General features: G+C 66.8%; 22 protein-coding genes. 12 read left to right on the top strand and 10 right to left on the bottom strand.

Annotated elements, in window-relative coordinates; translation table 11 throughout:
- Positions 1-30: 30 nt before the first annotated feature.
- A complete protein-coding gene (locus OG817_RS25280) occupies positions 31-1,524 on the top strand; it encodes a proton-conducting transporter membrane subunit (RefSeq protein WP_406047102.1) in 1,494 nt (497 codons plus the stop codon).
- Positions 1,521-3,029, top strand: coding sequence for an NADH-quinone oxidoreductase subunit C (locus tag OG817_RS25275; protein WP_406047101.1), 1,509 nt, complete (start codon positions 1,521-1,523; stop codon positions 3,027-3,029). The genes OG817_RS25280 and OG817_RS25275 overlap by 4 nt, the downstream gene beginning before the upstream one ends.
- 272 nt (positions 3,030-3,301) lie before the next feature.
- On the opposite strand, the gene OG817_RS25270 is transcribed toward OG817_RS25275, so the two are convergent.
- Positions 3,302-3,664: an ArsR/SmtB family transcription factor gene (locus OG817_RS25270; protein ID WP_406047100.1), complete on the bottom strand. Its 363-nt coding sequence runs from the start codon at positions 3,662-3,664 to the stop codon at positions 3,302-3,304.
- Between the two features lie 76 nt (positions 3,665-3,740).
- Here OG817_RS25270 and OG817_RS25265 point away from each other — a divergent pair, with 76 nt between their 5' ends.
- The 3 genes from OG817_RS25265 (at position 3,741) to OG817_RS25255 (ending at position 9,288) form a co-directional block, all read left to right on the top strand.
- A complete protein-coding gene (locus tag OG817_RS25265; protein ID WP_406047099.1) occupies positions 3,741-4,415 on the top strand; it encodes a CBS domain-containing protein in 675 nt (224 codons plus the stop codon).
- Positions 4,416-4,447: 32 nt separating this feature from the next.
- Positions 4,448-5,179: a GAF and ANTAR domain-containing protein gene (locus OG817_RS25260; protein ID WP_406057503.1), complete on the top strand. Its 732-nt coding sequence runs from the start codon at positions 4,448-4,450 to the stop codon at positions 5,177-5,179.
- A 734-nt stretch (positions 5,180-5,913) separates the two neighbouring features.
- On the top strand, positions 5,914-9,288 hold the full coding sequence (locus OG817_RS25255; RefSeq protein ID WP_406057501.1) for a S8 family serine peptidase: 3,375 nt from the start codon (positions 5,914-5,916) through the stop codon (positions 9,286-9,288).
- A gap of 489 nt (positions 9,289-9,777) precedes the next feature.
- Here OG817_RS25255 and OG817_RS25250 read toward each other — a convergent pair whose 3' ends face one another.
- Together OG817_RS25250 and OG817_RS25245 are read right to left on the bottom strand one after the other, a co-directional pair.
- Entirely contained in the window at positions 9,778-10,584 is an 807-nt protein-coding gene (locus OG817_RS25250) for an ABC transporter permease (RefSeq protein WP_406047098.1), read from the bottom strand.
- On the bottom strand, positions 10,581-11,480 hold the full coding sequence (locus OG817_RS25245; protein ID WP_406047097.1) for an ABC transporter ATP-binding protein: 900 nt from the start codon (positions 11,478-11,480) through the stop codon (positions 10,581-10,583). Before OG817_RS25245 ends, OG817_RS25250 begins: the two co-directional genes overlap by 4 nt.
- Before the next feature lie 151 nt (positions 11,481-11,631).
- Between OG817_RS25245 and OG817_RS25240 the strand changes: the two genes are divergently transcribed.
- From OG817_RS25240 to OG817_RS25225, 4 genes are all read left to right on the top strand, one after another.
- On the top strand, positions 11,632-12,795 hold the full coding sequence (locus OG817_RS25240) for a sensor histidine kinase (RefSeq protein WP_406047096.1): 1,164 nt from the start codon (positions 11,632-11,634) through the stop codon (positions 12,793-12,795).
- Positions 12,792-13,466: a response regulator gene (locus OG817_RS25235; protein ID WP_406047095.1), complete on the top strand. Its 675-nt coding sequence runs from the start codon at positions 12,792-12,794 to the stop codon at positions 13,464-13,466. The genes OG817_RS25240 and OG817_RS25235 overlap by 4 nt, the downstream gene beginning before the upstream one ends.
- Before the next feature lie 436 nt (positions 13,467-13,902).
- Positions 13,903-16,470, top strand: a complete 2,568-nt coding sequence (locus OG817_RS25230) for a hypothetical protein (protein WP_406047094.1) — start codon at positions 13,903-13,905, stop codon at positions 16,468-16,470.
- Positions 16,467-17,798 (top strand): SWIM zinc finger family protein, encoded by a 1,332-nt coding sequence (locus tag OG817_RS25225; RefSeq protein ID WP_406047093.1) that lies wholly within the window; start codon positions 16,467-16,469, stop codon positions 17,796-17,798. The genes OG817_RS25230 and OG817_RS25225 overlap by 4 nt, the downstream gene beginning before the upstream one ends.
- Before the next feature lie 150 nt (positions 17,799-17,948).
- Here OG817_RS25225 and OG817_RS25220 read toward each other — a convergent pair whose 3' ends face one another.
- Together OG817_RS25220 and OG817_RS25215 are read right to left on the bottom strand one after the other, a co-directional pair.
- On the bottom strand, positions 17,949-18,383 hold the full coding sequence (locus OG817_RS25220) for a hypothetical protein (protein ID WP_406047092.1): 435 nt from the start codon (positions 18,381-18,383) through the stop codon (positions 17,949-17,951).
- Positions 18,313-19,872, bottom strand: a complete 1,560-nt coding sequence (locus OG817_RS25215; RefSeq protein WP_406047091.1) for an MDR family MFS transporter — start codon at positions 19,870-19,872, stop codon at positions 18,313-18,315. The genes OG817_RS25220 and OG817_RS25215 overlap by 71 nt, the downstream gene beginning before the upstream one ends.
- A gap of 230 nt (positions 19,873-20,102) precedes the next feature.
- On the opposite strand from OG817_RS25215, the gene OG817_RS25210 reads away from it, so the two are divergent.
- On the top strand, positions 20,103-20,477 hold the full coding sequence (locus tag OG817_RS25210) for an alpha-isopropylmalate synthase regulatory domain-containing protein (RefSeq protein ID WP_396397673.1): 375 nt from the start codon (positions 20,103-20,105) through the stop codon (positions 20,475-20,477).
- A gap of 189 nt (positions 20,478-20,666) precedes the next feature.
- Here OG817_RS25210 and OG817_RS25205 read toward each other — a convergent pair whose 3' ends face one another.
- The 5 genes from OG817_RS25205 to OG817_RS25185 form a co-directional block, all read right to left on the bottom strand.
- The gene (locus OG817_RS25205; protein ID WP_406057499.1) at positions 20,667-20,972 is read right to left on the bottom strand and encodes a hypothetical protein; all 306 of its coding nucleotides are present in this window, start codon (positions 20,970-20,972) and stop codon (positions 20,667-20,669) included.
- Positions 20,900-21,109: a hypothetical protein gene (locus tag OG817_RS25200; protein ID WP_406057662.1), complete on the bottom strand. Its 210-nt coding sequence runs from the start codon at positions 21,107-21,109 to the stop codon at positions 20,900-20,902. The genes OG817_RS25205 and OG817_RS25200 overlap by 73 nt, the downstream gene beginning before the upstream one ends.
- Positions 21,110-21,160: 51 nt before the next feature.
- Positions 21,161-21,793, bottom strand: coding sequence for a winged helix-turn-helix transcriptional regulator (locus tag OG817_RS25195; protein ID WP_406047090.1), 633 nt, complete (start codon positions 21,791-21,793; stop codon positions 21,161-21,163).
- A 223-nt stretch (positions 21,794-22,016) separates the two neighbouring features.
- A complete protein-coding gene (locus OG817_RS25190; RefSeq protein WP_406047089.1) occupies positions 22,017-22,754 on the bottom strand; it encodes a haloacid dehalogenase type II in 738 nt (245 codons plus the stop codon).
- Entirely contained in the window at positions 22,751-23,680 is a 930-nt protein-coding gene (locus OG817_RS25185; protein ID WP_406047087.1) for a PLP-dependent cysteine synthase family protein, read from the bottom strand. The genes OG817_RS25190 and OG817_RS25185 overlap by 4 nt, the downstream gene beginning before the upstream one ends.
- Before the next feature lie 278 nt (positions 23,681-23,958).
- On the opposite strand from OG817_RS25185, the gene OG817_RS25180 reads away from it, so the two are divergent.
- Together OG817_RS25180 and OG817_RS25175 are read left to right on the top strand one after the other, a co-directional pair.
- Entirely contained in the window at positions 23,959-24,615 is a 657-nt protein-coding gene (locus OG817_RS25180) for an aspartate/glutamate racemase family protein (protein ID WP_406047086.1), read from the top strand.
- 155 nt (positions 24,616-24,770) lie between these two features.
- On the top strand, positions 24,771-25,523 hold the full coding sequence (locus tag OG817_RS25175; RefSeq protein WP_406047085.1) for a biotin/lipoate A/B protein ligase family protein: 753 nt from the start codon (positions 24,771-24,773) through the stop codon (positions 25,521-25,523).
- Positions 25,524-25,532 lie beyond the last annotated feature (9 nt).

Here is a 25,532-nt window from a genome sequence, read left to right as displayed (position 1 = left end):
GGCTGCACGACTTGTTCAGGGGGAGAACCGATGACTGCCGATCTCACCGGTGGCGCCGCCGCACTGCTGGTTGCCGCGCCGGTCGTTGCGCCCGTGGCCGCGGCCGGCGTCACGGTTCTGATGGGCTGGCGGCGTTCGGCTGCCGTCGCGACGATCTCGGCGGCCGCGGTGGTTCTCGTCGTGGGCGCTGGTACGGCGGCCTGGACCGCTGACGGCGGCGTCGTTGCCGTTGGCAATTTGCTGAGGATCGACGCCCTGTCCGGCCTGATGCTGATCGTCATCGGCGCCGTCGGCGTTATCGCCACGTGGTCCGGTCTTGGCTACGTCGAAGGGGAGCTCCGTGCGGGACACACCGACGCGACCGGCGCTCGACGGTACGGCGTACTCGTGCCCTTGTTCCTGGCCGCGATGGTACTTGCGGTGCTGGCGAACAACCTCGGGCTGCTGTGGGCCGCGGTCGAGGCAACCACGATCGTCACCGCCTTCCTGGTCGGTCATCGTCGCTCCCGGAAGGCGGTCGAGGCGACGTGGAAGTACGTGATCATCTGCTCGGTCGGCATCGCGCTGGCCTACCTGGGGACGGTGCTGGTCAACTACGCTGCGAAACAGGCAGGGATCGCCGGCCATGGGACCCTCGACTGGACCGAGCTCACGGCGCATGCCGCTGAACTGGACCCGGGCGTCATGCGGCTCGCGTTCGCTCTGCTGGTGCTGGGCTTCGGCACGAAGGCGGGTCTGGTCCCATTGCACAGCTGGTTGCCCGACGCACACAGCCAGGCGCCCGCACCGGTGTCCGCGTTGATGTCCGGGGTGTTGCTCCCGGTCGCGATCTACGCCTTGGCCAGGTATCGGGTCATCGCCGTCGAGAGCGTCGATCCTGGCTTCGTCCGCGGCCTGTTGCTCGCCGTCGCCCTGCTCTCGCTGCTGCTGGCAACCGGGCTGATCCTGGCCCAGCGGGACTACAAGAGGCTGCTCGCGTACTCGAGTATCGAGCACATGGCGCTGGCTGCGATCGGCGTCGCGATCGGTACGCCGCTGGCGATCGCGGCCACACTGCTCCACATCGTCGGGCACGGCCTCGGCAAGGCGGTGTTGTTCTGCGGCGCGGGGGAGATCCTCGCCCGCGAGGGCACCACCCGGATCGACCGGGTCCGCGGCCTGTTCGTCCGCGCGCCGCTGTTGGCCGGCGTGTTCGCGGCCGGGCTGGCCGCGTTGGTCGGGCTTCCGCCGTTCAGCCTGTTCGTCAGCGAGCTGGGCCTGATCCGAGCTGGGTTCGGCGCTGAGTTGGGCTGGGTGGCGGCCGCCGTACTGGTGCTTCTGCTCGGCGTCTTCGTGGCCGTCGCCGCCAAGGCTGCGGGCATGCTGTTCGGCGCCGAGTCCACCGGAACGGCGGGCGCTGCCCTCCGACCAGCGGCCGCGGCACCGCTGGTGGTGGGTCTCGTGATTCTCGGAGTGCTCGGGATCGTCGATTGGCCGCTCGGCCCACTGCTGCACACCGCCGGTCTGATCGTGGGGACGCGATGAGCCGGGACTCGAGAACCTATCCGAACCGCCGCCAGGTGGCCGTCACCGCCGCGACGCTGGCAGATCGCGCGACGGCGCTGCTCGACGAAGGCTATCGACTCGCTCTCATCGCCGCCCACGACGATCCAGATGCCTTCCGCGTGGTGTACCTGTTCGTCGCCGCACAGCCTGACCGTCGCGTCGAGTTGGTCTTGACCACGAGCCGATCCGCACCTCGGATCCCCAGCCTGGCAGCACTGTCCTTCCCGGCCGGTAGGTTCGAACGCGAGATGCACGACCTCTTTGGCATCGACGTGACGAATCATCCGCTGCCGCGCCGGCTGGTCCTGCATCAGCACTGGCCGCACGACTGGTACCCGATGCGCCGCGACGCCGGGACACCGCCGCACTTCGCGGACACCGATGAGCCGTATCCGTTTCTCACTGTCGGCGGGACCGGCGTGTACGAGATTCCGGTCGGACCGATCCATGCGGGACTGATCGAGCCTGGACACTTCCGGTTCTCGGTCGTCGGCGAGACCATCCTGAAACTCAAGGCCAGACTGTGGTTCGTCCACAAAGGGATCGAGAAACTTGCCGAAGGCAAAGTCATCGCGGACGCTCTGCAGCTGGCCGAGCGGGTGTCGGGTGACACCACGGTCGGACACACGCTCGCCTTCTGCCTCGCAGTCGAAGAGGCCAGGGACTGGCCGGTTTCACCGCAGGCGCAGGTGGTGCGAGCGGTCCTGCTGGAGCTCGAGCGCCTCTACAACCACGTCACCGATATCGGAGCCTTGTGCAACGACGTCGGCTACGGCATCGCCAACTCCCATGCCCAGCGGATCCGCGAACAACTGCTCCGCCTGAACAAGCACCTCAGTGGCCACCGTCTCCTGCGCGGCGCGATCACACCGGGCGCAGCCCATGTCCGTGCGCTGCCCGAACCAGGAATGCTCAGCGCGATTGCCGCCGACATCCAGCAGGTCGTCGACATCGCCCTCGACAACAGCGTCGTAGTGGACCGGATGACCGGCACCGCCGTACTGACGCTCGACCAGGCCCGCGACATCGGCACACTCGGGTACGTCGCCCGCGCCAGCGGCAGTGACCACGACGCCCGCCGCGATCATCCGTTCACACCGCTGACGACCGGGGTCGCAGCGGCTGCCCACTCTGCCGGTGATGTCTTGGCCAGGCTCCTCACGCGGGTCGACGAGATTCACAGCTCGGTTGCCCTGATCACCCATCTGCTGGCCACCCGGCCACCTCTGAGCGCCGAGACGGCCAAGCCCACCTGGCTCGCCGCCGGCCGCACGTCCGGGGTCGGCCTGGTCGAAGGCTGGCGCGGCACAGTCGCTCACCGGATCGAAATCGGCCCGGATAACACCGTGTCCCGGCTCAAGATCGTCGATCCGTCGTTCTTCAACTGGCCGGCCCTCCCAGTCGCACTCACCGACACGATCGTCCCGGACTTCCCCCTCACCAACAAGAGCTTCAACCTCTCGTACGCCGGGAACGACCTGTGATCCGCCGCCGACGACCGGCCCGCCCGATGAAGATCGAGACGGTCCAGCGTTGGGTTGCCTCCGTCATCCGGACCGCGGCCCGTTCAGTCCTCGCGACGGGGTACCGCCCTGATTCGACGCGCACATGAAGGCCGTCCTCCGACTGCCGAACGCGGAACCTGAGCTGATCGAGTCGGCCCTTCACGCGGCCTGGCGCCTACAGCGCATCGCAGACTGAGCCCCGGAGCGCGGCCGCCCCGCCAGTTGGGGGGAGAGGCAGGGCGACCGCTGCTTCAGGGTGACCGGCGTCCGCTTCCTCCGACCGTCCCGACCGGCTCGCGCAAGTCCTCGAGCAGTTCGATCTGATCGGTGATGAGCTCGGTCAGGATCCGCCGCGCAACGCCAAGGAGATCTGCCACGTACGGCGTGGTCGTCGAGTAGATCACGGCCGCACCCTCCTTGCGTGCCGTGACCAAACCGGCTCGGCGTAGTACAGCGAGGTGCTGGGAGAGGTTGGCCGCCTCGATGCCGATATCGGGCAACATCTCGGCCACCGAATGGTCCCGTTGGCTGAGCAGCTCCAGGACCCGGATCCGCGCGGGGTGGCCGAGTGTCTTGAAGAACTCCGCCTTGACTTCGTAGAGAGGCCGGCGCATGGGAGGAGCCTCCTCTCCGATTCCCTCATAATTGCAGACTTGCTAATCTTAGCAAGTCTGAAACGAGGTGGGAGTGATGCCGGAGCCCATCGTTGCCACGGTCATGAGCCGGTCCCCGGTCGTCGTGACCCCAGAGCTGACCTTCAAGCAGGTCGCGTGTGCTTTGCTCGCGTCCGACGCGGGCGTCGTGCCTGTGGTCCACGGCCGGGTGCCGGTCGGCGTCATCACCGAGAACGACGTACTGCTGAACCTGGAGTTTCACGGTGGCCTCGATCCTGCCCCGCTGATTCTCGGAAGCGCGAGCCGCCGTCGGAGGCGAAAGGCCTGTGCCACGACGGCCTCTGAGCTGATGAGTTCACCGGCGCCGACTATCGCCTGCTCAGCGGGTCTGAGCGACGCAGTCCGTCGGCTCGCCACCCCAGGCTCTCCCGCACTGTGCGTGATCGACGAGATCGGACAGCTCGCCGGTCTGCTGGCGAGGCGCGACCTGCTCGCGATCTACCGGCGGTCCGACGACGAGCTCGCCGCCGAGATAAAGGCGGCGGTGGAGCGCGATCGGTCACGCCCTGCGCGGGAGCCGGCTGAGTTGGCCGTTCACGTCGAGGCCGGAGCCGTCAGGCTCGAGGGAGCGCTGACGTACCGAAGCCAAGTGGAACACGCCGTCTTCGCGGCCTCCCGAGTCGCCGGCGTCATAGCTGTCCACAGCAACCTGACCTACGACATCGACGACATGCTCGTCACCGGCTTCTGAATGTTGGTGACACCGTGGCAGACGCGGACGGGATGAGCGCCATGGATCACGGGGATCTGCAGCCTGGGGATACGGATCCCGGAGGCGCGCCGCGAGCCGGCGATGACATTGTCGTCCGATTCGCGCAGCTGGCGCTCGAGTTACACGGATCCGACAGCATCGAGGAGACGGTCGTGCAGTTCGCGCTGCAAACGCTGCACTGTTCTCATGCGGGCGTCGCGTTGGTCGGCGAGCAAGGGCAGCCGGAGGTGTCGGCCGTCACCAGCCCGATTGTCGCTGAGGCCTTCCGGGCTCAATGGACCGCAGCCGACGGTCCGCTCGTGGAATCGTTGCGCAACCATGCGACAGTGCTCGTGGCCGACACCGCGACCGAGCAACGGTGGCCGGATTGGGCCGCCAAGGTCCACGCCGCGGGCGTGCGCAGTGTGCTGGATGTGCCGCTGAGCACGATCGCGGAGACGGTCGGCGTTCTCGGCTTGTACAGCCTGACGCCAGAAACCTTCGGCCCTGACGACGAGGCAATCGCTCATCTGCTGGCCATGTATGCGTCGGTGGCCGTCGCGACCGCCCGCAACGAGCGCAATCTGATCTCGGCAGTCGACGCCCGGACATTGGTCGGCCAGGCGACCGGAATCCTGATGGAGCGGTACGGCATCGACGAAGACCGGGCGTTCGCCGTACTCAAGCACTACTCCCAACACACCAACACCAAGCTGCGCGACGTCGCCCAACAGCTGATCGACACCCGGCACCTACCTGACTGAGTTGGACGACTTGCGGCCCGTGGTTGCTCGAGAGCCAGGGCTGGCAGGCACGACCTGACAGTAGAGACGGACCGTGTCCTCGGCTCCTGCACGTTGGAGCTTGCCGAGGGGATGCCGCTCACCATGGTGACTGCACCAGGACTCCCGCTGGTGAGCACTTCTGTTCACGAGCAGAAGTGCTCGCCAGTGGTCCGCTGACACGCGACCCGATCCGTCCTAGCTTGAGCGGGCGCCCAACCCCTGACGCGCGGCGTCCCCAGGAGGAACAAATGAGCAGAACCTTGCCTGCGGCAATCCGGATCGGTGCTGCCGGAGTCGCCGCGGCCTTGGCGACCGCAGTTGTGCCCAGCACCCCTGGGGCAGCCGCGCCGCCTGGTGTCCGGGCGGACACAAGCGTCGTAGCTCGGTACACCGTCGCGACCAGCTCCCCTGCGGGGGCTGCACTCGCCGGTGGCGGCGGCGCAAGCGTCCTAGCTCGGCACACGGTCACGCTGCTCACCGGCGACGTTGTGAAACTGACGCGCTACGCCGGTGGTCGGCAGGCAGCGACCGTCCAGCCGCCGGCGGACCGCAGCGACGTGGGCTACTCCACTCAGCAGGTCGGCGACGACCTCTACGTCATCCCGAACGACGCCGCGCCGCTGCTCGCATCCGGCACACTGAGCCGGGACTTGTTCGACGTCACCAAGCTGGTGGCGGCCGGCTACGACGACGCGAAGGCCGCATCCCTGCCGATGATCGTGCAGTATCGCGAGAACCGGATGCGCGCCCAGGCGGCGCCCAGGCTGCCCGGCAGCAGCCGGGGCGCGATCTTGCAGAGCATCAACGCGGTCGGGGTACAAGGAAGCAAACGTCGCGCGCACGCGTTCTGGAGCTCGCTGAGCGGCAACACCGCCAAGCAGCTCGGCAACATCAAGCGGGTCTGGCTGGACGCCAGGGTCAAGGCCGACCTCCACGAGAGCGTCCCGCAGATCGGGGCGCCGCAGGCCTGGGCGGCCGGTTATGACGGGACAGGAGTCGACGTCGCGGTCATCGACACCGGTATCGACGCGTCGCATCCGGACTTCGCGGGCAAGATCGCCGCCAAGCAGAACTTCGTGCCTGCCGGTGCACCAGGCGGCGGCGACCCCGCCGACGTGACCGATCGGGTCGGGCACGGCACACATGTGGCCTCGATCATCGCCGGTTCCGGCGCCGCCGACGGCGGCCAGGACAAGGGCGTCGCGCCAGGCGCCGAGCTGATCGTCGGAAAGGTATTCGACGACCGCGGCAACGGGACGGCATCAACGGTCATCGACGCGATGGAGTGGGCCACCCAGACCCAGCATGCCCGGGTGGTCAACATGAGTCTCGGATCGAACCAGCCGAGCGATGGTACAGACCCGTTGAGCCAGGCCGTCAACGACCTCACCGCGCAGACAGGCGCGCTGTTCGTGACCGCCGCGGGCAACGCGGGACCGGGCGAAGGGACGGTGGCGAGTCCCGGCGCGGCCGACGCAGCGCTGACCGTGGGCGCGGTCGACAAGTCCGACCACCTCGCCGACTTCTCCAGCCGCGGCCCGCGGTCCGGCGACTACGCGATCAAGCCCGAGATCGCTGCGCCCGGCGTCGGCATCGTGGCGGCCCGAGCCTCCGGCACGCCGCTTGGCGACGCGGACCCGGTCGGAGAGAACTACACGCGGATGTCCGGCACGTCGATGGCCACGCCGCACGTGGCGGGCGCGGCCGCGATCCTCGCGCAGGAACACCCGGACTGGGCGGCGGCCCAGCTCAAGCCGGCCCTGATCAGCACCTCCAAGGACGATGGCTACAGCGTCTACCAGCAGGGCGCCGGCCGCGTTGACGTCGCACGAGCGTTCAGCCAGCAGGTCTACGCCGACCCGGGCACGCTCAACCTCGGCTACTTCCTCTTCCCGCACACCGCCCAGGCACCTGTGACGAAGCCCGTGACCTTCCGGAACAACAGTTCGTCCGACGTGACGCTGAATCTGTCCCTTGACGTCACCGGCCGGAGGTATGGCGTACCGCCGGCCGGCATGTTCACCGTCAGCCGGCCCGAGGTGACCGTGCCCGCGCACGGTTCCGCCGCGGTGACTGTGACGATCGATCCGAACGCCGGCCAGTTCGACCTGTACGGCGGCTACCTCACCGGCACGGCCGGCGACATCGAGGTCCGTACGTCGATCGGCGCCTACGTCGAGCCGGAGATGTACAACCTCACTGTGCCCGCGATCGCCCACGACGGCCGCCCGGCCTCTTCCTTGAGCCAGGTCGAGCTGTACAACCCGACGCTCCCCGGAATCTCCGGGACGCACTTCCAGATCCAGAACTACTTCGGCGGCGTGACGCCGACGTTCCGGGTCGAACCGGGCACGTACAGCCTGATGGGCTACATCTTCACGATGGACGAATCGAACGTCTTTTACCGCTCCATGGCTCTCGTCGGCCGGCCACAACTGCAGGTCACCCGCGACATGACTATCACGTTGGACGCGCGGCCGGCACAGAAGCTCGTCATCAACACTCCCAAGCCGAGCACCTCGGACGGGGTGCAGGTCGGCTACCACCGCAAGCTGTCACCGGACACGAACTTCGACAGCTCGTTCACGCTCCGAGCGCCCTTCGACCAGGTCTACGCGGTGCCGACCGATCCGGTGGCCGACGGAGAGTTCGAGGTCTACAGCAGGTGGACGCTCGTCGCGCCACCCATCCAGATGAGCGTCACCAAACCGCAGAAGATGCCGCTTGATCCGCTCTTCATGATCAACTCCGCACCGGTCGACGGGACGTTCCGGCAGCCACTCATCGACGTCGGCCAAGGCGCACCGGAGGACTACGCAGGCAGGAACATGGACGGCAAGATCGCATTGATCCAGCGCGGCACGAACACTCCCTCCAGCCAGATCCAGAACGCGCAGAACGCCGGCGCGGCGGCCGCTGTCATCTTCAACAACGCGCCCGGCCTGCTGTACACGCAGGCCGGCGACCCGGGCACAGTCCGCATCCCCGCCCTGACCATCAACCTGGACGCCGGCCGGTCGCTGGTGAACCTGCTGCAGAAGCAGCCGGTCACCATCCAGTACTCCGGCACCTCACAAAGCCCCTACCTGTACTCCCTGATGCTGCCCAACACCGGCCGCATCGCACCGAACCAGACCTACGACATCAACAGCAAGAACACCGCGCAGATCGATGCCGCCTACCACGCGGACGGCCCCAACCAGCGCGGATCGGACGACTACATCGCCTGGCGCCCGTGGACGAGATTCGGCTACGCCGTCGCCCGGCCGTTGCCGCATCCGATGCAGCGCACCGAATGGGTCAGTGCCTCACCCGACACCCAGTGGACGCACACGGCCTGGTCCCAGCCCGTTGGCAACGGCCAGTCCGAAGGATTGGCAACCGCGTACCGGCCGGGCAGCCGGACTGCCGAGAACTGGTTCACCCAACCAGCCCGTCCGGCCATACCGATCGGGCTGACCGGCTGGGAGGACTACGGCGCACCGGCATACCGCGAGGGCGACGCGTTCACCGTGCTTCTGTTCCCCTACGTCGATTCCGAACAGCATCACGGGTTCACAGCGTTTGGAACCGACACCACCGACACCAAGCTGTACCAAGGCGATCAACTGCTCGGCCAGAGCAACAGTCCGCTCAACCAGTTCCCCGCAGTGCCCCTCGATGTCGACCAGGACGACGTCAGCCGGTGCTTCATCATCCGGCCGTGTTCGTTGCTGGACACGCTGCTGTTTGTCTTCGAGACCCTCTGGGAGCTCGCTACGCCGCTCACATTTGAGACAGGCGTGCCCCTCCTCCACGACAAGTCTGCGAATCAGTTCAGCAGCCTCGACAGGCAGATCCTGAGCCTGCTGGCGGCCGGAATGAAGAACCAGGCAATCGCCCACCACCTCGGCCTGAGCTACAGCACCACGCGACGTCACATTGCGGATGTTTCGGCCCGTCTGGGTGCCGAGACGCGCTTCCAAGCGGGTATGCAGGCTGCTCGGCTCGGCTTGGGCGGCGCAGATTCCGACCGCCAAGCGGGCGTCGAGGTCCCAACCCGTCGAACTGACCGGGCCAAGGCTCGTGGTGTCGGCCCGGAGGTTTAGTCCAGGGCGTTGAGAATGATCGTCATCTCGACGGTCTTCGCCGCGGCGGTAGTGGAACAGCATCGCGAAGCAATTTGGCGCTAGGCGCGGTGGCTTCGGCCATCGGAGCCATCCTGTCAATGCTGCCTTCGCCGGACCCAGTAGACAGCGTCAGCATCATCTGTGTCGGGGGTGCACGTTGGTGCGGGCTGGGTTGGTCAACTGGTCTGAGGCGGGGGAGGCGATCGATCAGCATCAGGATCGGTTGATGTTGATGGCTCGTGATCATCGGCTGTCACCGGTGGGGTTCATCGGCGTCGGTCGGGATGGTCAGGCTCGGTCGGTGAGTCCGGTGTCCGGCTTCGACGGCCAATCAGGCGGTCACGGCGCCTGGGCCACAGCTGGGGCGGCGGGCACGGCGGTGGCGGCCACCAACGACGTACGAGATGTCACCGTGTGGTGGCGTCGTAGCTGAAGCACACGGTGACATCTGGGGTACGGGCGGCGCGGTCAGGCGGATTTCACCTCGCGTCGGAGCAGCCGTACGAGGCCGAGAGCGAGTGGCACGACTACCCAGATCGTCCCGGCGACCGCGATGTGCGCCCAGTCGCCGCCCTGGAACGTCTGCTGATCGAAGGCGGGTGCCATGGCGGTGTTGACGTCGAGCCAGGGTGCGGCGTTCTCGAGTGCACCGACCATCGAGAAGAGCACAGTCCACGCGATCGGGATCACGTAGTACAGCACGATCGCGGCGGCGGTGTTCATCAGCAGCATGCCGAAGGCGAAGCCCTGCACGATGCCGATCAGTTGCACGGCGAAGAAGTCGCGGACGTTGGCGGCTCCAACGTTCCAGCTGCCGGCGCCGTCCATGAACGCCATTCCGGCCAGGTTGCTCAGGGCTGCGACGCCGAGTGCCACGACGACGGCGAGCAGGCCGACCAGGGTGACGGCGACCAGCTTGGCGACGGCGATACGGAGCCGGCTCGGTTCGAGGGTGAAGGTGACCAGGCCGGTGCGCTGGCTCCATTCGGCAGTGACGGCGAGGATGCCGAGCACCGGGAGCAGGATGCTCTGTGGGGTCGCGGTCGCGCCGACGAAGTTCACGAACGTCAACTGGTCCGGATCGGCGACGAACAGGAACACGACGATGACGGCAACCGTGATGAGGCCGATGGCGGTGAGCAACCAGAAACCGGCCCGGGTGTCGACAAGCTTGCGTAGCTCGACTCGCAGTAGGCGGGTGAACGGGACTCGTGTCACGCTTGGATCCGGGGACGCGTCAAGGTGGAACGGTGCTTGGTGGGTCGCGGTACTCATGCGGTGACCTTCTCTCGTGCGTCGTCAGCGGTGAGCTGCAAGAACATGTCCTCAAGTCCGGCACCGTCCGCGACACGCAACTCGGTGACGACTACGCCGTGCCGCGCGGCGGCCGTGGCGATCTGCTCTCGGGTGGCATCCACGACGTACGCGCCGTCGGGCTCGATCTGGTAGGCGTAGCCGGCGATGTCGAGGCAGCGCGCCAAGGCGTCTGGGTCGACGCCGCGGACCAGGGTGCCGGCGGCGTTGAGCAGGTCTGCCTTGCTGCCGTCGGCGACGATGACACCGCGGCCGATGACAACCAGGTGGTCGGCGACGACCTCGATCTCGTGCAGGAGGTGCGAGGACAGCAGGACCGTCCCACCGCGGTCCGCGAAACTCTTCAGGAGCCCACGCATCCAGTGGATGCCGGCCGGGTCGAGTCCGTTGGCCGGTTCGTCCAAGATCAGGACCTGCGGGTCGCCGAGCAGGGCGTGTGCGATGCCGAGCCGTTGCCGCATGCCGAGGGAGTAGTTGCCGACCCGGCGGTCGCCCTCGTCGCCGGACAGGCCGACGATCTCGAGCATCTCGTCCACCCGTGAGCGGCGTAGTCCCATGACGGTGGCGCCGAGGCGAAGGATCTCGCGTCCGGTGCGTCCGGTGTGCTGTGCCGAGGCGTCGAGAAGGACCCCGACGTGCCGTCCGGGATTGGGGAGCTGGGCGTAGGGGACGCCGAGGATGGTGCTGCGACCCGCGGATGGCGGGGTCAGGCCGGTCATCATGCGCATTGTGGTCGACTTGCCGGCCCCGTTCGGGCCGAGGAAGCCGGTGACGGATCCGGGCTGGGCCCGGAAGGACACGCGGTCGACGGATTGGTGTGCGCCGTAGCGTTTGCTGAGTTCTTCGACTGTGATCATGAGTCGAGGCTGGCGCCGTTGGCAGGCCCGGCACATCAGCCGCGGAGCTAGGTCCGGAAACCACGGGATAGACCTGTGTAGCCCGCGGTAGGGGGTGGGGCTGGTTCGCGGTCCCTGCCCTGAACCGCGCGCCTCCCGTACCTTGGGGAAGGTGGACGCCATTCAAGCCGCGCCACCACCTCCGCTGAGCCGCTGGCAGTCGACGTGGCGCTACCTCTTCGCCATCATCACCGGCGCCGGCTTCTGGACAGCAACGTTCTACAACGCCTACGGATGGAACTTCGCTCCCTACCTGGCCTTGGATCTCGTCCTCGGCATCGTCAGCGTGGTGTTGATGCGCTGGCGACGGCGGCGTCCGTTCGCGATCGCCGTGCTCGTCAGCGCCATCGGAGGTGTTTCCTCCGCCGCATCGGGGGCTGTGGTCGTTACCGCCATGTCCTTGGCAACCCGTCGGCGGTGGCGAGAGATCGTGCCGCTGGCGGTGGTGGGAGTCGTCGCGTCCGTCGTCTACTTCGAGACCCAGCCCGGTCAGGCGGCGTTGGCGATCTCAGTGCTGTTCACGGTGGTCTTCGTGAGCGCGGTCATCGCCGCCGGCATGTACGTCGGGGCACGTCGCGACCTCGTGGCCACACTGCGGGAACGAGCGGACCGCGCCGAACGTGAGCAGGGCTTGCGGGTCGGACAGGCGCAGGCCAACGAGCGGGCGCGGATCGCCCGTGAGATGCACGACGCACTGGCCCATCGACTCTCGCTGGTGGCATTGCACGCGGGTGCACTGGAGTACTGCCGAAATCTGAGCGACGCCGAGGTGTCCAAAGCGGCCGCCATCACCCGCAAGAGCGCCTACCTCGCGCTACAGGATCTGCACGCGATCCTCGGAGTACTGCGAACACTCGAAACCGATGCACCACCGGAGCGTCCGCAACCGACGCTGGCCGACGTTCCGGCGCTGGTCCAGGAGGCCATCGGGTCCGGCACGAGAGTCCGGTTGCACAACCAGGTCGACGACCTGGCGGGTCCGCCCGAAGCGATCGGACGCGGCGCATACCGGATGATCCAGGAGAGCCTGACCAATGCCCGCAAACACGCGCCGGACACCGCCGTCGACGTCACGCTCACCGGGCGAGCGGGCGGGCAGCTGATGCTCGAGGTACGGAACCCGCTGCGGCTGGGCTCCGCGGTGAGTGCGACACCCGGCTCGGGGCTTGGCCTGCTCGGACTGACCGAGCGTGCCGAGCTGATCGGTGGCCGCTTCGAGCACGTGAAGTTGGACGGAGACTTCGTGGTCCGCGCCTGGTTGCCGTGGCCGGCATGAACAACCCTCCGAGCGGTCGCATCCGGGTCGTGATCATCGACGACGACGCATTGGTCCGCACCGCACTCGCGATGATCCTGCGCGACGACGCCACCATCGAATTGGCCGGCGAAGCCGACGACGGCCAGACCGGGCTCGACCTCATCGCGCGGGCCGCGCCCGACGTCGTACTGATGGACATCCGAATGCCACGACTGGACGGTCTCGAGGCCCTCGCCCGGCTGATGGGCCAAGCCACACCGCCCAAAGTGATCGTGCTGACAACGTTCGACGCCGACGACCACGTACTGCGGGCACTGCGCGACGGAGCCAGCGGATTCCTCCTCAAACACACCCCACCCGCGCAGATCGTCGAGGCAGTACACAAAGTTGCCGCCGGCGACCACATGCTCTCTCCCAGCGTGACCGCCCAACTGATCGCCCGGCTCGGTCAGGACAATCCCGAGCCCCAGCGGGTCCTCGACGCGCAGTCGCTGACCCAGACCCTGACCGACCGCGAACGCGAAGTGGCCGTCGCGGTCGGCGAAGGCAAGGTCAACGCGCAGATCGCCGACGAGCTCTTCCTGAGCATGGCCACCGTCAAAGCGCACGTCTCGCGCATCATGGTCAAGCTCCAGGCCACCAACCGCGTGCAGATCGCGAACCGGATCCACGACGCAGGCCTGCACTGAGTCCATCAACTGCCCGCTGAGCGGATGCGTTGAGCCCGAGGGCAAGCGACGGCTGGAGTCGCGCTGGCGGCGCAACTCGCCCGGCTGACCTGCCATTCCATGACACTCATGCCACGAGCCATCGCACGCCAGCACCCGGCGGACCGGCGTCAGGAGGCTGGAATGCCTGCTGACCTGCGTGTTCTTGTACAGCGGGCGGGACTCGAACCCGCGACCCAGGAATTATGAGAGTCCCGCCACTTGCCACCCTGGGCAACTTCACACTGCAGGGCTTCGGATTCCGGCCCCTCTGACAGACTCGACCCACTCTGTTAGACACGGTTTCATGGCGCGAACCGCGACCAGCGGGCCGCCGGGCTCAGTGCTGGCATGCGATTGACCCATTTCCATGGGGAGCGCGGTAGCTGCCAGCACATGACTAGCTAGGGTGACCTTCGTGTCGGTGTATGACGAACTGGAACGGCTGCTGGTCGCCGGGTCCTGGGGTGAACTGCTGCCATATCTGCACGCGCCGGCCACCGGCCAGACCGGCAAGGAAACTCGGGCGTGGTACCGGTCGCGTCGGGCTCACTGGACCGCGGAAGTCCGCTATCCCGAGTTCGATCTCGCCGCCTGTCTCCGCGCCCTCGCGGTCGGGCTGGCGATGCCGGAGCAGGCGGCGAGGTGGCTGTCGAAGCTCGCTGCGGACTGGCGTGCCGGTCCCGCTGACGAGTTGCTGGTGGAGCTCGCTTCCCGTCGCGGCCGGGACTGGTGTGTGGCATTCCTCGAGACCGCGTCCACGGTGGCGAAGGGCGACGGGTTCCGTTCTGCGTGGATCGCGCGGCTCGCGCGGCCGCTGATCGCGGCCGGTCTGGCCGAGTTGCCCACCGGCCCGGCCTTTGCCAGGTCCTGGGCCGAACTGCACGCGATGGCAGCGTCGGAGATGAGGTGGGCGTTGTGGCGGCGAGAGCGCCACGACGGTACGCCGGAACCGCTGCCCACCGGGTCACTCGTCGAGGAGTTGCGCGCTGACCCAGTCTTGCCGGACGCTCTGTCGGCCGCGCTGGCCGGCCCCGGCGTGATCGGGATTCTGGAGGGGCAGGCCGTACCGTCGTGGGAGCTCGGTCCGGCCGTCGCCGAGCTGGTCGCCGAGGGCCACCTCGACCGGTCCCGCATTCTGGCCGACGCCTTTGTCGCATTGACTCGCCAGGACACTCCCAGCACCCAGAAGGGCATCGCGAAGCTGCTGGCAGCACTCGACCTGAAAGGTCCGGACCTCGCCGAGCGCATGCCGTTGGTCCAGGGGTTGCTGGCGACCAGCCACGGATCGGTGACCGCCGTGCTGTTGCCCGCAGCGGTCGAAACCGCCCACGCCGACGATCTCCCCGACCTCGCGGCCACGATCTTCGCGCGTCCGGAGAAGGCCCAGAAGACTGTGCTGCTCAAGGCGTTGACGGGGCCGCACACGGTCGACCGGTGGGGATCCGACGCGGTGACGATCGCGCTCAAGGTCGCGGCCGATGTACCCGACCAGGCGTTCGCGGACCGGGCCACCAAAGCGCTTACCGCACTCGGAGTCGCGCACGAAACCGACGCAGAGGCTCCGCTGTCTGAGCTGTGGGCCGCTCCCCTGCCGGTCGACGACACCGGGCCGGCCGCCGAGATCGAGCCGGATGAGCCTGGGCTGGCTGCTGCTCTCTCCCGGATCATCAGGTCGACCACGGCCGCGGACGGCGCGGTCTTCTGGGACGCGATCGTCCGCTGGTCAGCCAGATCGCCTCAAGAGGTGCGCTACTGGGCCTGGTCCGCAAACCAGAGCCTCGGCGACGGAGTGCGTCCGCCGTCGGCTCTGTGGGCAGTGGTCACAGCGGCCGACGTGACCGCGAATGCCCACAAGACCTTGTGCGGCAAGATCGCGAACGGCGTACCCGCGCCGACCGACTGGGAGATCGCCGGCCCGTCTCTGACCGGCGCGGTCCACGAGATCTTCGCGAGCGAGACAATCCTGAGACTCGGCACGATCCCGTACCTGCTGAGCACGCCGACACAATGGAACGGCCTACTCTCCTTCGACACGCTCGTGGACCGTCTCAAAGGCTACGGCCGTACGTCGGCAGGCCCGACGGATCTCTTCCTCGCACTACTCCGCCTCGAACCCACTCCACCCGAACGCACGACCCAACTCGACGGAGTGTCACTCGACCTGTGGTCCCCAGGATCCAGGTGGCATACGGCGAAACACACCGCAGATGCGGTTGACCTGCTGCGACAGTGGATCGAAGGCGGCGGACTCCCGAATCTCGTGACTCGACATGACGGAGCAACCGTGACCGTCGAACCGGTCCGGCTTCCGATCGACATCAGCCTCATCCCAGGCATCCCGGCCGGGCTCCTCGCCGGTCACATAACCGGTACGCATCGCGAGTACCACGAGTGGGCGATCAGAGCCGAAACCGGATTCGGGATCGTCCCGGCCTGGCCGGATCTGTTGGCCGCCAAGACGCAGACGCAGTACGACCAAGCCGCGCGGCACCCACCTCGCTGGTTGCCGATGATGGCGCACGCACCCGGCCCCGGCCTCGCCGTCCAGCATGACATCGCGGCCACGCTGTGCCACGCCGACGAGGATCGACGGCTGCTCGCCGTGGAAGCAGCGCTGGCGCTGATGGGCCGTGGCCGGTGGGACAGCACGGCGTACACCGAGTGCTGTCTGCATCTCCTCAATGACGGCGTACTGCGTCTTGGTCGCCTTGGCCACTCGTGGGAGCAGCTGATTCTCGCGGGTGGGCTGCAACCACTCTGGCCGGCCGCGATGACCGTGCTCGGCAAGGCTTCGGTGCTCGAGCGGAAGCCCGCTGGGCTGGCTGAGCTGTTCGGCGTACTGCGTCGCTACGTCAGCGCGGTCCCCGAGCCACAGATCCCCGGATCCGTTCTGGAGCTGGCGGCATCGAAGGGTAGTAGCAAGGCACGGGTGGAGGCAGCCGCCTTTGTGGCAGCAGCCACACAGGGAGAAGGCAGAGCGTGACGATCGAGGCCGGTTATCGCACTGATTCGACGCTCGTACGGCGTACCGATCGCAGCGCACTGCTGGAACTCGAGACAGCGCTCGGTGCGACTTCCGCCGGACTCGTCGAGCAGCCGCGGTTCTTCAGCGGAATGCTGGCGCGGCCGGACGTGACCGCGGCCGGCATCCTGGCGATCGCCGACGTGGCCAACAGCCGGTATTTCGACGCGGGTCTCGTCCACCGCCTCAGCAACCTCGATCCCGTGGTCACCGCCTCGGGCGACCGGTTGCGGTTCGAGGCGTTCTCACTCTGCAACGGAGTCCATGCCCGGCTCGATCTGCTTGCCGACGGCATCGACTCGGGCGAGATCGCGCACGGGACCACCAACGTGGACATCAACCAGCCGCTGCGCACCGCACTCGCCGGAGTCGGCGGCGCCGAGCTCGTCCACCTCGACGTCGGAACCGAAGGCCTCTCGGTGGCGACGCTCGACGAGACCCACCACGAACGGAAGGTAGACCTCCCGGACCGATGGATCAGGGGCTTCGCCGAGACGCCCGTGCTCGCCGCACGGATGACGCAGCGGGCCGAGCTGGCCGGACCGGCGGCGGCTCGATGGCTCGCCTCACTGCCCAAGTCTGCGCCGGGTCCGTCGTACCACCTGCTCCCGGCGCCAGGCGGATTGCGACAGTCGACCCGACCATCGGGTGGGTCCGTGCATCTCGCCGGAGCCGCGCGGCTCGCAGCGTCGGCGCGGGTCGCGCGCTTCACGCACCGCCTGCGCGTGTTCGGTTCCGACGATCACGCCAGCGCGTGGGTGTTCGAACTGCCGGGCATGCGGTTGACGCTGCTTCTTTCCCCAGAACCCTACCGAGGCTTCTCGGGTGAAGGCGGCCTGCTGACCACCTTGACGGCGTCTTCGGCCGGGTCCGCTGCCGTCCGCCTACTCGAACATCTCGCCTGGCAGCCGGTCATCGATCGTGATCGGCTGGCGGCGACGACGGACCTTTCCCTCGCGGACGTCGACGCGGGCATCGGCTACCTGGCCGTGTCCGGCAAGGTGGGCTACGACCTCCACGAGAGCACCTGGTTCCATCGCGAGTTGCCGTGGAACAGCGAACGGATCGAGCGTGACAACCCTCGACTGAAGGACGCGCGCCAACTACTGCAGGACCGAGCGGTCGCACCATCCGCCAACGGCTGGTCGATCACCTCCGGCAACCACCGCCACTGGGTCAAAGGCGATCCCTACACCTGCACCTGTCTGTGGTGGGCCAGGCACCACGGCCAACGCGGCCCCTGCAAACACGTTTTGGCAGTCACCCTGTACGTCCAGGCACAGCACTAGCAGGTCCCTCGGTACGGACGGTCGCCGAACGACTAGGCCCATTCCGTGGGGTCAGGTCGCGACCGGCCATGGTGCAGGCTTGGGCGAGGATGCGCTGGGTGCTGGTATCCCAGTGGTAGACCCTCCGTCGGGCCGCGAGTCCCGAGTCGGTCAAGTTCGGCTTGCGGATGCAAAGAGACCCATTGGTCCGGGGACGTGCTGAGGGTCCTGGTTGACGAATTGGGTCGCGAGCTCGTCGAGTGCGCGGCTGAGTTCTGGGTCCTCGGCGCCCCAGTCGGCGAGCTCGTCGGCCAACCACGCTTTGAGCGCGGTGACCAGCTTCTGCACCTCGAGCGCGCCGGCTTCGGTGACGGCGAGCTGGCCATCGTGCCTGGTGAGGTATCCGTTGGCGGCAGCGGCTTCGAACGCCGGCGCGAGGACCTCAGGTGGCAGGTGGTACAGCGTGGCGATCTCCGCAAGCGTAGTGGTTCTGCCGAGCCTGGATCGCAGGTAGACCTGGCCGACGCTCCAGCCGTCAGACGCGCCGAACGATGCCGCTGAACGTTCTCTGACCTTGGGCAGCTCGGTGCCCCTTATTTCGGACAAGGCGCGCGATCGCGGCCTGCAGCTGTTGGTTGGCGTCTGCTGCCTCGGGCACGCCAAAGCCTTCGCCGACGTCGGGTGCTGTGTCGCGGGCCGTGCCGCGCAGCGGTGTCTGCTTGAGGAAGAGCGCGACCACGAAGGCGATGAGGGCCACCGGTATCGCAGCCCGGAACACGACGTGGATGGAATGGGCGTACGCATCGACGATCGGCGCGATCTGCGCGTCCGGGTAGGCGTGGAGGGCTTGCGGGCTGGTCACCGCGGCTGGATCGACTCCTGGTGAAGCGGCGACCGCTGCGGGCAGCCTGTCGTTGAGGACATTCGAGTAGACCGCCCCGAAGACTGCGGCGCCGAAGGAGCTGCCCAGCGTGCGGAAGAACGTGACTCCGGAAGTGCCGACGCCGAGGTCTTGGTAGGCGACAGTGCTCTGCACCACGATCGTCAGGATCTGCATGCTCATGCCGATGCCGATGCCGATGCCGAGCACCAGCATGGCGACGGCCAGCTGCCAGTACGGAGTATCCGCACCGACGCGGGACAGCAGGAACATGCCGAGCGTAATGACGGCCGTGCCGACGACCGGGAAGATCTTGTACTGACCGGTCCTGCCCACCACAGTGCCGGAGACCATCGACATCACCAGCAAGCCGGCGACCAATGGCAGGGTCTGCAGGCCGGAATCGGTGGCAGACACGCCATTGACGTACTGCAGGTAGGTCGGCAAGAACGTGATCGCGCCGAGCATGGCGAACCCGACGATGAAGGACAGGATGACGCAGACGACGAAGACCGAGGATCGGAACAGCCGCAACGGGAGGATCGGGTCGGCTGCTCGGCCCTCCACGAGCACGAAGATCGCCAACGAGACCAGGGAGCCGATGATCATGGCGATGATGGTCAGCGAGCTCCAGGGGTACTCGGTGCCACCCCAGGACAGAGCGAGGGTCAGACCGGCCGCGCCGATGGACACGAACACGATGCCGAGGTAGTCGATCACCGGATGCAGGCCCGGACGGATACTCGGCATGGTGAACGCGGCCAGGACAATAACGACGATGCCGACCGGCACATTGACGTAGAACGCCCACCGCCAGGACAGGTGATCGGTGAACAGGCCGCCGAGCAGCGGGCCGACCACCGTCGTGACTCCGAACACGGTGCCCAATGCGCCCTGGTACTTGCCGCGTTCACGCAGTGGGATGACGTCGGCGATGACCGCCATCGAGGTGACCATCAACAACCCAGCAGCGAAGCCTTGCACGGCACGCCAGGCGATCAGCCACTGCATGCCCTGCGCGAGCCCGCAGAGTGCTGAAGCGATGACGAATGTCGCGGCAGCGACCTGGAACACCCGCTTGCGGCCGAACTGGTCACCGAACTTGCCGGCCAGCACGGTCGCGATGGTGTCGGCGAGCAGGTAGGACGAGACCACCCAGGACAGGTGCCCGGCCCCACCGAGGTCGCTCACGATCGACGGCAGTGCGGTCGACACGATCGTTTGATCGAGCGCCGCCAGCAGCATCCCGAGCGCCGAGGGCAGCCATGTGTGCCGCCGTCATCGGCGCGGTCGGCACGATGATGGGCCGGAGTTCGGCGGCGGAGATCTGTTGTGTAGGCCCGTTCGCAGGCCGGACCGGTTAGGCTCCGGCTTAGGGAGCCGGGCGCAATATGCTTTCGAGGAAGGCACCGCCCTGGCTTTGCTGGACACCAAAGGGGGATCGCATGACGGAGCCGTCCGCGGGCTGGCAGCTCGACGCCATCACGTACTCCGGGGGCACGCAGGACGGGCCGCGCGCCAACGTGAGGCTCTCCCGGGCCGGGGAACAGGTGCACGCTGAGGGTTCTGGCACCGGGCTCATCGACGCGGTGTGCCATTCGATCTCGCAGGCGACGGGAGTGGAGGCGCGGGTAGTCGCGTTCCGGGCGTACTCAGTCGGCCCGGGCAGCGAGGCTGTCGGAGAGGTCGAGCTCGAGGTGGAGCTGCCGGGCCGCAGGGTTGCGGTACGGGCGTCGTCCACGGATGTCGTCGAGGCCGCCGGGATTGCCCTCGTCGCGGCCCTCAACCAGTACAACGCGAAGCGGCTGGCACGAGGCTGAGTCCGATGAGATGACCGTGGTCCGATGAGCGCGAGCCGTCGCCGGGCCGCGGGTTCCGTCGCCCGCTGCGGTCGGTGATCCCAGGACTGTGACTCGTCGGGACCGGCGGAATGCGCAGAACCGGTTGTCCGTCTCAGCGCCGACCAATAGCTCCGTTCTGCAGCAAGGCGAGCGCCTCGGGAAGCGCATCTACGTTGTTGACGAAGTGAAGCTGGCGATGAAGGTTGACGCGACTGCGGCGAACGAATGGGAATCCCGATCGGCGTCGTCGCCCCAACTGGTCTGCCAGATGCTCTGCCAGTGTCCGCTGTCCGCTGTCCGCTGTCCGCTGTCCGAGTTGCCGATTCCGGGCACCATCACGAACCGCATGAAAGCTCGCCCAACTCCCGAGGTCGAATCTTGCGCGCTGTTCCGCACCTGTATCAGCCACTCCGCGAGTACGTGCGCATGGCAGGTAGCCGGCGTACCCCAGCAACCCAGCCGGCGCCCGCGCAACCCGGCAAGCCGAGCCAGCAGATGTCCAGGTGCCAACCACCTCGGTGCATCGCCCGGCCCATGTAGACGACGTCGGCGTACGCCGGATCGTCACGATGATCCTTCAGATTGACGATGGTGGTGGGCCACATAGTCATCGTCAAGCCAGAGCAGTGCAGCAGCCAGTTCAAATCTTGAACTAGCCTCCGCTAAGCAGGAGAGATCTGCGCAAGAGCGCTGCGATTGAACGCATACCGAAGAAACCAGTGCTGTACCTGGCGTTGTACGGCGCGGTCGCCGTGCACCGTGACTCCGCCGCGCTGCCGCAACTGTGACCAGGTCAGCTCGCCAAGCCACCAGCGGGTGATCTCGGCGGTCGGCGCCGTGAGCCAGAGGCTCACCGGCGCTCCGGTGTCCTCCCGACACAGGTTGACGTTCGTCTTGGACAGATGCAGCCAGAAGTACCGGTCGCGCGGTGATCGGTCGGTGAACTCGAGCGCGAGGACCACGGTGCGGTCGGGCAGAGCATCGACGTCGACTCTGCGTTGCATGTCCCACGTGAGCGCCACGGTATCGAGATCATCATCGGACAAGGCAGCGCTCTCGGTTGTCATCGCCCAGCGGGCCAGTTCGCGGACCACCGGGGCGAGGGCTAGCCCGGATTCAGTGAGCTGGTAGAGCCGGTCGGACAGGTTGACGATGCCAGCGGTGCGAAGCGAGCGCAATCTGCTGGTCAGCGTGGCAGGCGGGATGCGGGGGATGCCGCGACGGATGTCGCCGAACGTGACCGGCCCGGAGAGCATTTCGCGCACGATCAGCAGGGTCCACCGCTCGCCGACCACATCCAGTGCTCGTGCGACCGCGCAGAACTGCCCATACCCGTTCATCGCTTCAGGCTACCGACACCGGGCGTCCGCATCGATGTCCGACCAGAAGGGCAGCTCGCCTGCAGTCCGCCATCCGTGACCGGCAGTCGCACCTTCTTCAATGCGTCGTCGACTCGGAACCCCACGAGGGTCCGAGGTCCTGCAGGTTTCGGCTGATCGCGGTACGTCGAGATGCCGGTCAGCAGCTGAGGATGTCCGCAAGCTCTGTCAGGCTGCTCACTGCGAGGTCACACGTTGTGTCGGCTGCGCGGTCCGCGGTTCGGTCCGGTCCCTTTTCTTTTGGTCGTTCAAGGAAGGCAGTGCGTAGTCCTGCTCGCCGTGCCCCGTCGATGTCCCATGTGTGTGCGGCAACCATCAGCATCTGCTCAGGGCGGACCGCGAGGAGGTCGGCTGCTGCCCGATAGACATGCTCCTGCGGCTTGTAGGACTGGAACATCTCGGCCGACAGGACGCAGTCGAACGGTAGGTCGGCGCCCTTGAGCAGGCGTACCAGGAGAGCCAAGCCACCGTTGGACAGAGTGACGACCGTGAATCGGCGGCGAAGCCGGGCCAAGCCGTCTACGACATCCGGCCACGGTGCCAGGTGGTGCCATGCCAAAACCAGGTCTCGGCGGGCTGTGTCGTCGAAGTCGTCGCCGACGCCGTGGACCTCGAGAAGGTCGTCGAGAGCTTCCCGATGCAGCGCGTCGAGGTTCCGCCACGGCTGATCACCGCTGCTGATCGCATCCAAAGCTGGGAGGTAGCGGTCTCGCCACTCGTCGGTGAAGCGGCCCGGCGACACCTTGGCGTTCGTTCGGCCGGCGATCTGCGCGACTTGCTCTGCAACACTGGTGTGCCAGTCCACGGTGGTGCCGAATATGTCCAGCGCTATGACCGAGACACCAGACAGGTCTGCGTTCGCGGCGTAGGCGCTCATTTGCTCAAGTATTTCATGCCCGTGTCACACATCACCGTGACGATCGTCGAGTTCGGGGGAAGCCGTTCGGCCATGCGCAGTGCGACGAGGACGTTGGCTCCGGTCGACGTACCTGCGAACAGCCCTTCCTCCCGCGCGAGCCGCACCGCCATGGCCGATGCCTCCTCTGTCGACAGCAGCTCGATCGTGTCGGCCACTTCATCGTGCCACAACGGTACGACGAAGCCGGCACCGACGCCGTCGATCTTGTGCGCGCCGGTCGGGCGACCGGACAGGACAGCGGACTCGGTCGGTTCGATCGCGACGACGGCGATCGAACTGTCGTACTTCCGCAGCCGCTCGGCGTTGCCCCGCAGCGATGCCCCGGTGCCGACGATCTGCACGAATGCGTCCAGCTCACCGTCAGTCTGTGCCCAGATTTCGTCCGCCATAGTGTGGTATGCCCGCAACTGGTCGGTGTTGTTCAGCTGATCGGTCCAGAAGCCGCCGCTGTCCGCCGTGATGATCCGGGCCGCTTCGATCATGTCACGCGTGAGTTTTTCCGTCATGCGGCCGTGATCGCTGGCGATCACGTGTACGTCGGCACCGAGCGCCAGCATGTGGGCGAGCTTCTCGGCGGCGAAAGCGTCAGAGCTCACGATGTCGAGGTGGTATCCCTTGACAGCGCAGACCAGAGCCAGCGAGACACCTGTGCTGCCACCGGTGTACTCGACCACCCTGCCGTCCGGCTGCAGCCTGCCGTCGGCTTCCGCGGCCTCGATCATCGCGAGCGCCATCCGGTCCTTGATGCTTCCGGTGGGATTGCTGTCCTCCAGCTTGAGCAGGATCCGAGATCCGTTGCGCGGTCCGAGCCGACGCAGGGGTAGCAGCGCGGTATTGCCGATTCGATCCAGAACGGTACGGGGCGCGGGATCTGACCTGTCCATGTCCGCAAGCTTCGACCTGTGAGCAGCGAACGTGCAGTTCAAAGTTTGAAGCACGCAAGTGGCGGGCGCGGACGTAACGTGCGGTTCGTCGTGCCGGTGAACCACTGTTGGGAGGATCAGTGATCATGGGAGCTGGAGAGCTGATATCGCCGGAGCCGACGGCCCAGACCACAAGAGTCTCGTCTGGCTCTTGGGAACCTCTTCACGCGGGCATCCTTGCACATACCACGGAGGGCGCCGCGCTGTGTTTTCTGACCTTCTGTCAGGAGGGATTCCGCGTGATCGGCCCGCATCAGCATCCCGATGTGACCCTTGACTGTATCGCGATGGGACGCAGCCTCCCCGCCTGGGACCGTGGCGACTACGCCTCGATTCGGCCGGTGCTGGCGCAGAGCGTCGACCGGCTCGCTCGCGCCGGGGCGGACTTCTTCGTCTGCCCGTGCAACACGGCCCACCTGGCGCTGGAAGAGCCCGGCACAGAACTGGTATTGCCCGGTCTGCACATTGCCGACGTCGTTGCCGATCGAGCGGTGCGAGACGGGCGACAGGTTGTCGGAGTATTGGGCACAAAGCTGACTATGGATGGCCCGATCTACCGGCGGGCGCTTGCAGACCGAGGATTAGACTGCGTCGTCCCGCCGCCGGATCAGCGCGAACAAATTGACCGGATCATCTATGAGGAGTTGGTGAACGGCGTCATCTCCGAGGCGTCCCGCGATGAGTGCCGGCAGGTGATCGACGGGCTGGCGAAGCAGGGCTGTGATGTCGTGGCGATGGCCTGCACGGAGATCCCGTTGCTGATCACCGAGGACATCTCGTCGCTGCCCCTGCTCGACTCCACCAGGTTGCTTGGAGTCGCGGCCTTCGACATCGCCATCGGTCGGCAATCAATGCCTTCATGGCGCGGGGGGCCAGTACCGAAACATAGTCGATGAGCCCCCATGTCCCAACGCCCGACCGACTGACCCCGTAGCTCCAGAAGGAGCTGACCTGGACTGTTCGGCAACAAGCTGTCCGCACGCTAGAAGTCAATGGAGGCTGTGGACGGTTTCCACAGTCCACCGGCACGCTGGAGTGGCACGATGGCGGCGTGCTTGTGTCCGATGCTCTGGGCGGTAGCGACGAGGCTACAGGCTTGGCGGTTGCCCACGCGCTGGTGCGGCGTGCGTCCGTCGGCGAGGTGACGGAAGCGTTGCGGGTCTACCGGCCGGCGAAGCCGGTTCTGGTCTTCGGCCGACGCGATACGCGCCATTCCGGCTTCCGGGCCGCGGTGCGTTCTGCCCGCTCGGCCGGGTTCGAACCCCTGGTGCGCGCCGTGGGCGGCCGTCCAGTTGCCTACACCTCGGCGTCCCTGGTTGTTGACCACGTCAAATCTGAGGGTATGGCGTCGGAGGGCCTGGAGACCCGCTTCAAGGAATTCGGAGCCATGTATGCCGAGGTGCTTCGAGAGTTGGGTATCGATGCACGAGTGGGGGCGGTGCCGGGTGAATATTGCCCTGGTGCCCACAGCGTCAATGCTCGCGGTCTGGTGAAGCTGGTGGGTACGGGACAGCGCATCGTTCGTGATGCCTGGCTGTTCAGCGCGCTGATCGTGGTAGCTGACGACGCGAGGATCCAACCGCTATTGGCGGATGTCTACCGCCACCTCGGGTTGCCGTTCGAAGTCGCATCGGTCGGGTCACTGTCGAGGGAGGTGCCGGGTCTGGATGTCGAAACCGTAGAGCGTCGGATCCTTGATGCGTACGCCGTGAAGGCACAGCTCGAGCCGTCAGCCCTGGACCAGGCCACCTGGGAGCTGGCGCTATCGCTAGTCATCGATCACAGGATCGGCCACATCCGCTGACCTGCGGCG

Origin of the sequence: Kribbella sp. NBC_00889 (genome assembly GCF_045207705.1) — a bacterium.
Lineage (GTDB): Bacteria > Actinomycetota > Actinomycetes > Propionibacteriales > Kribbellaceae > Kribbella.
Note: the sequence above shows the minus strand (reverse complement) of the source record. Positions and strands in the feature narration are given on the sequence as shown.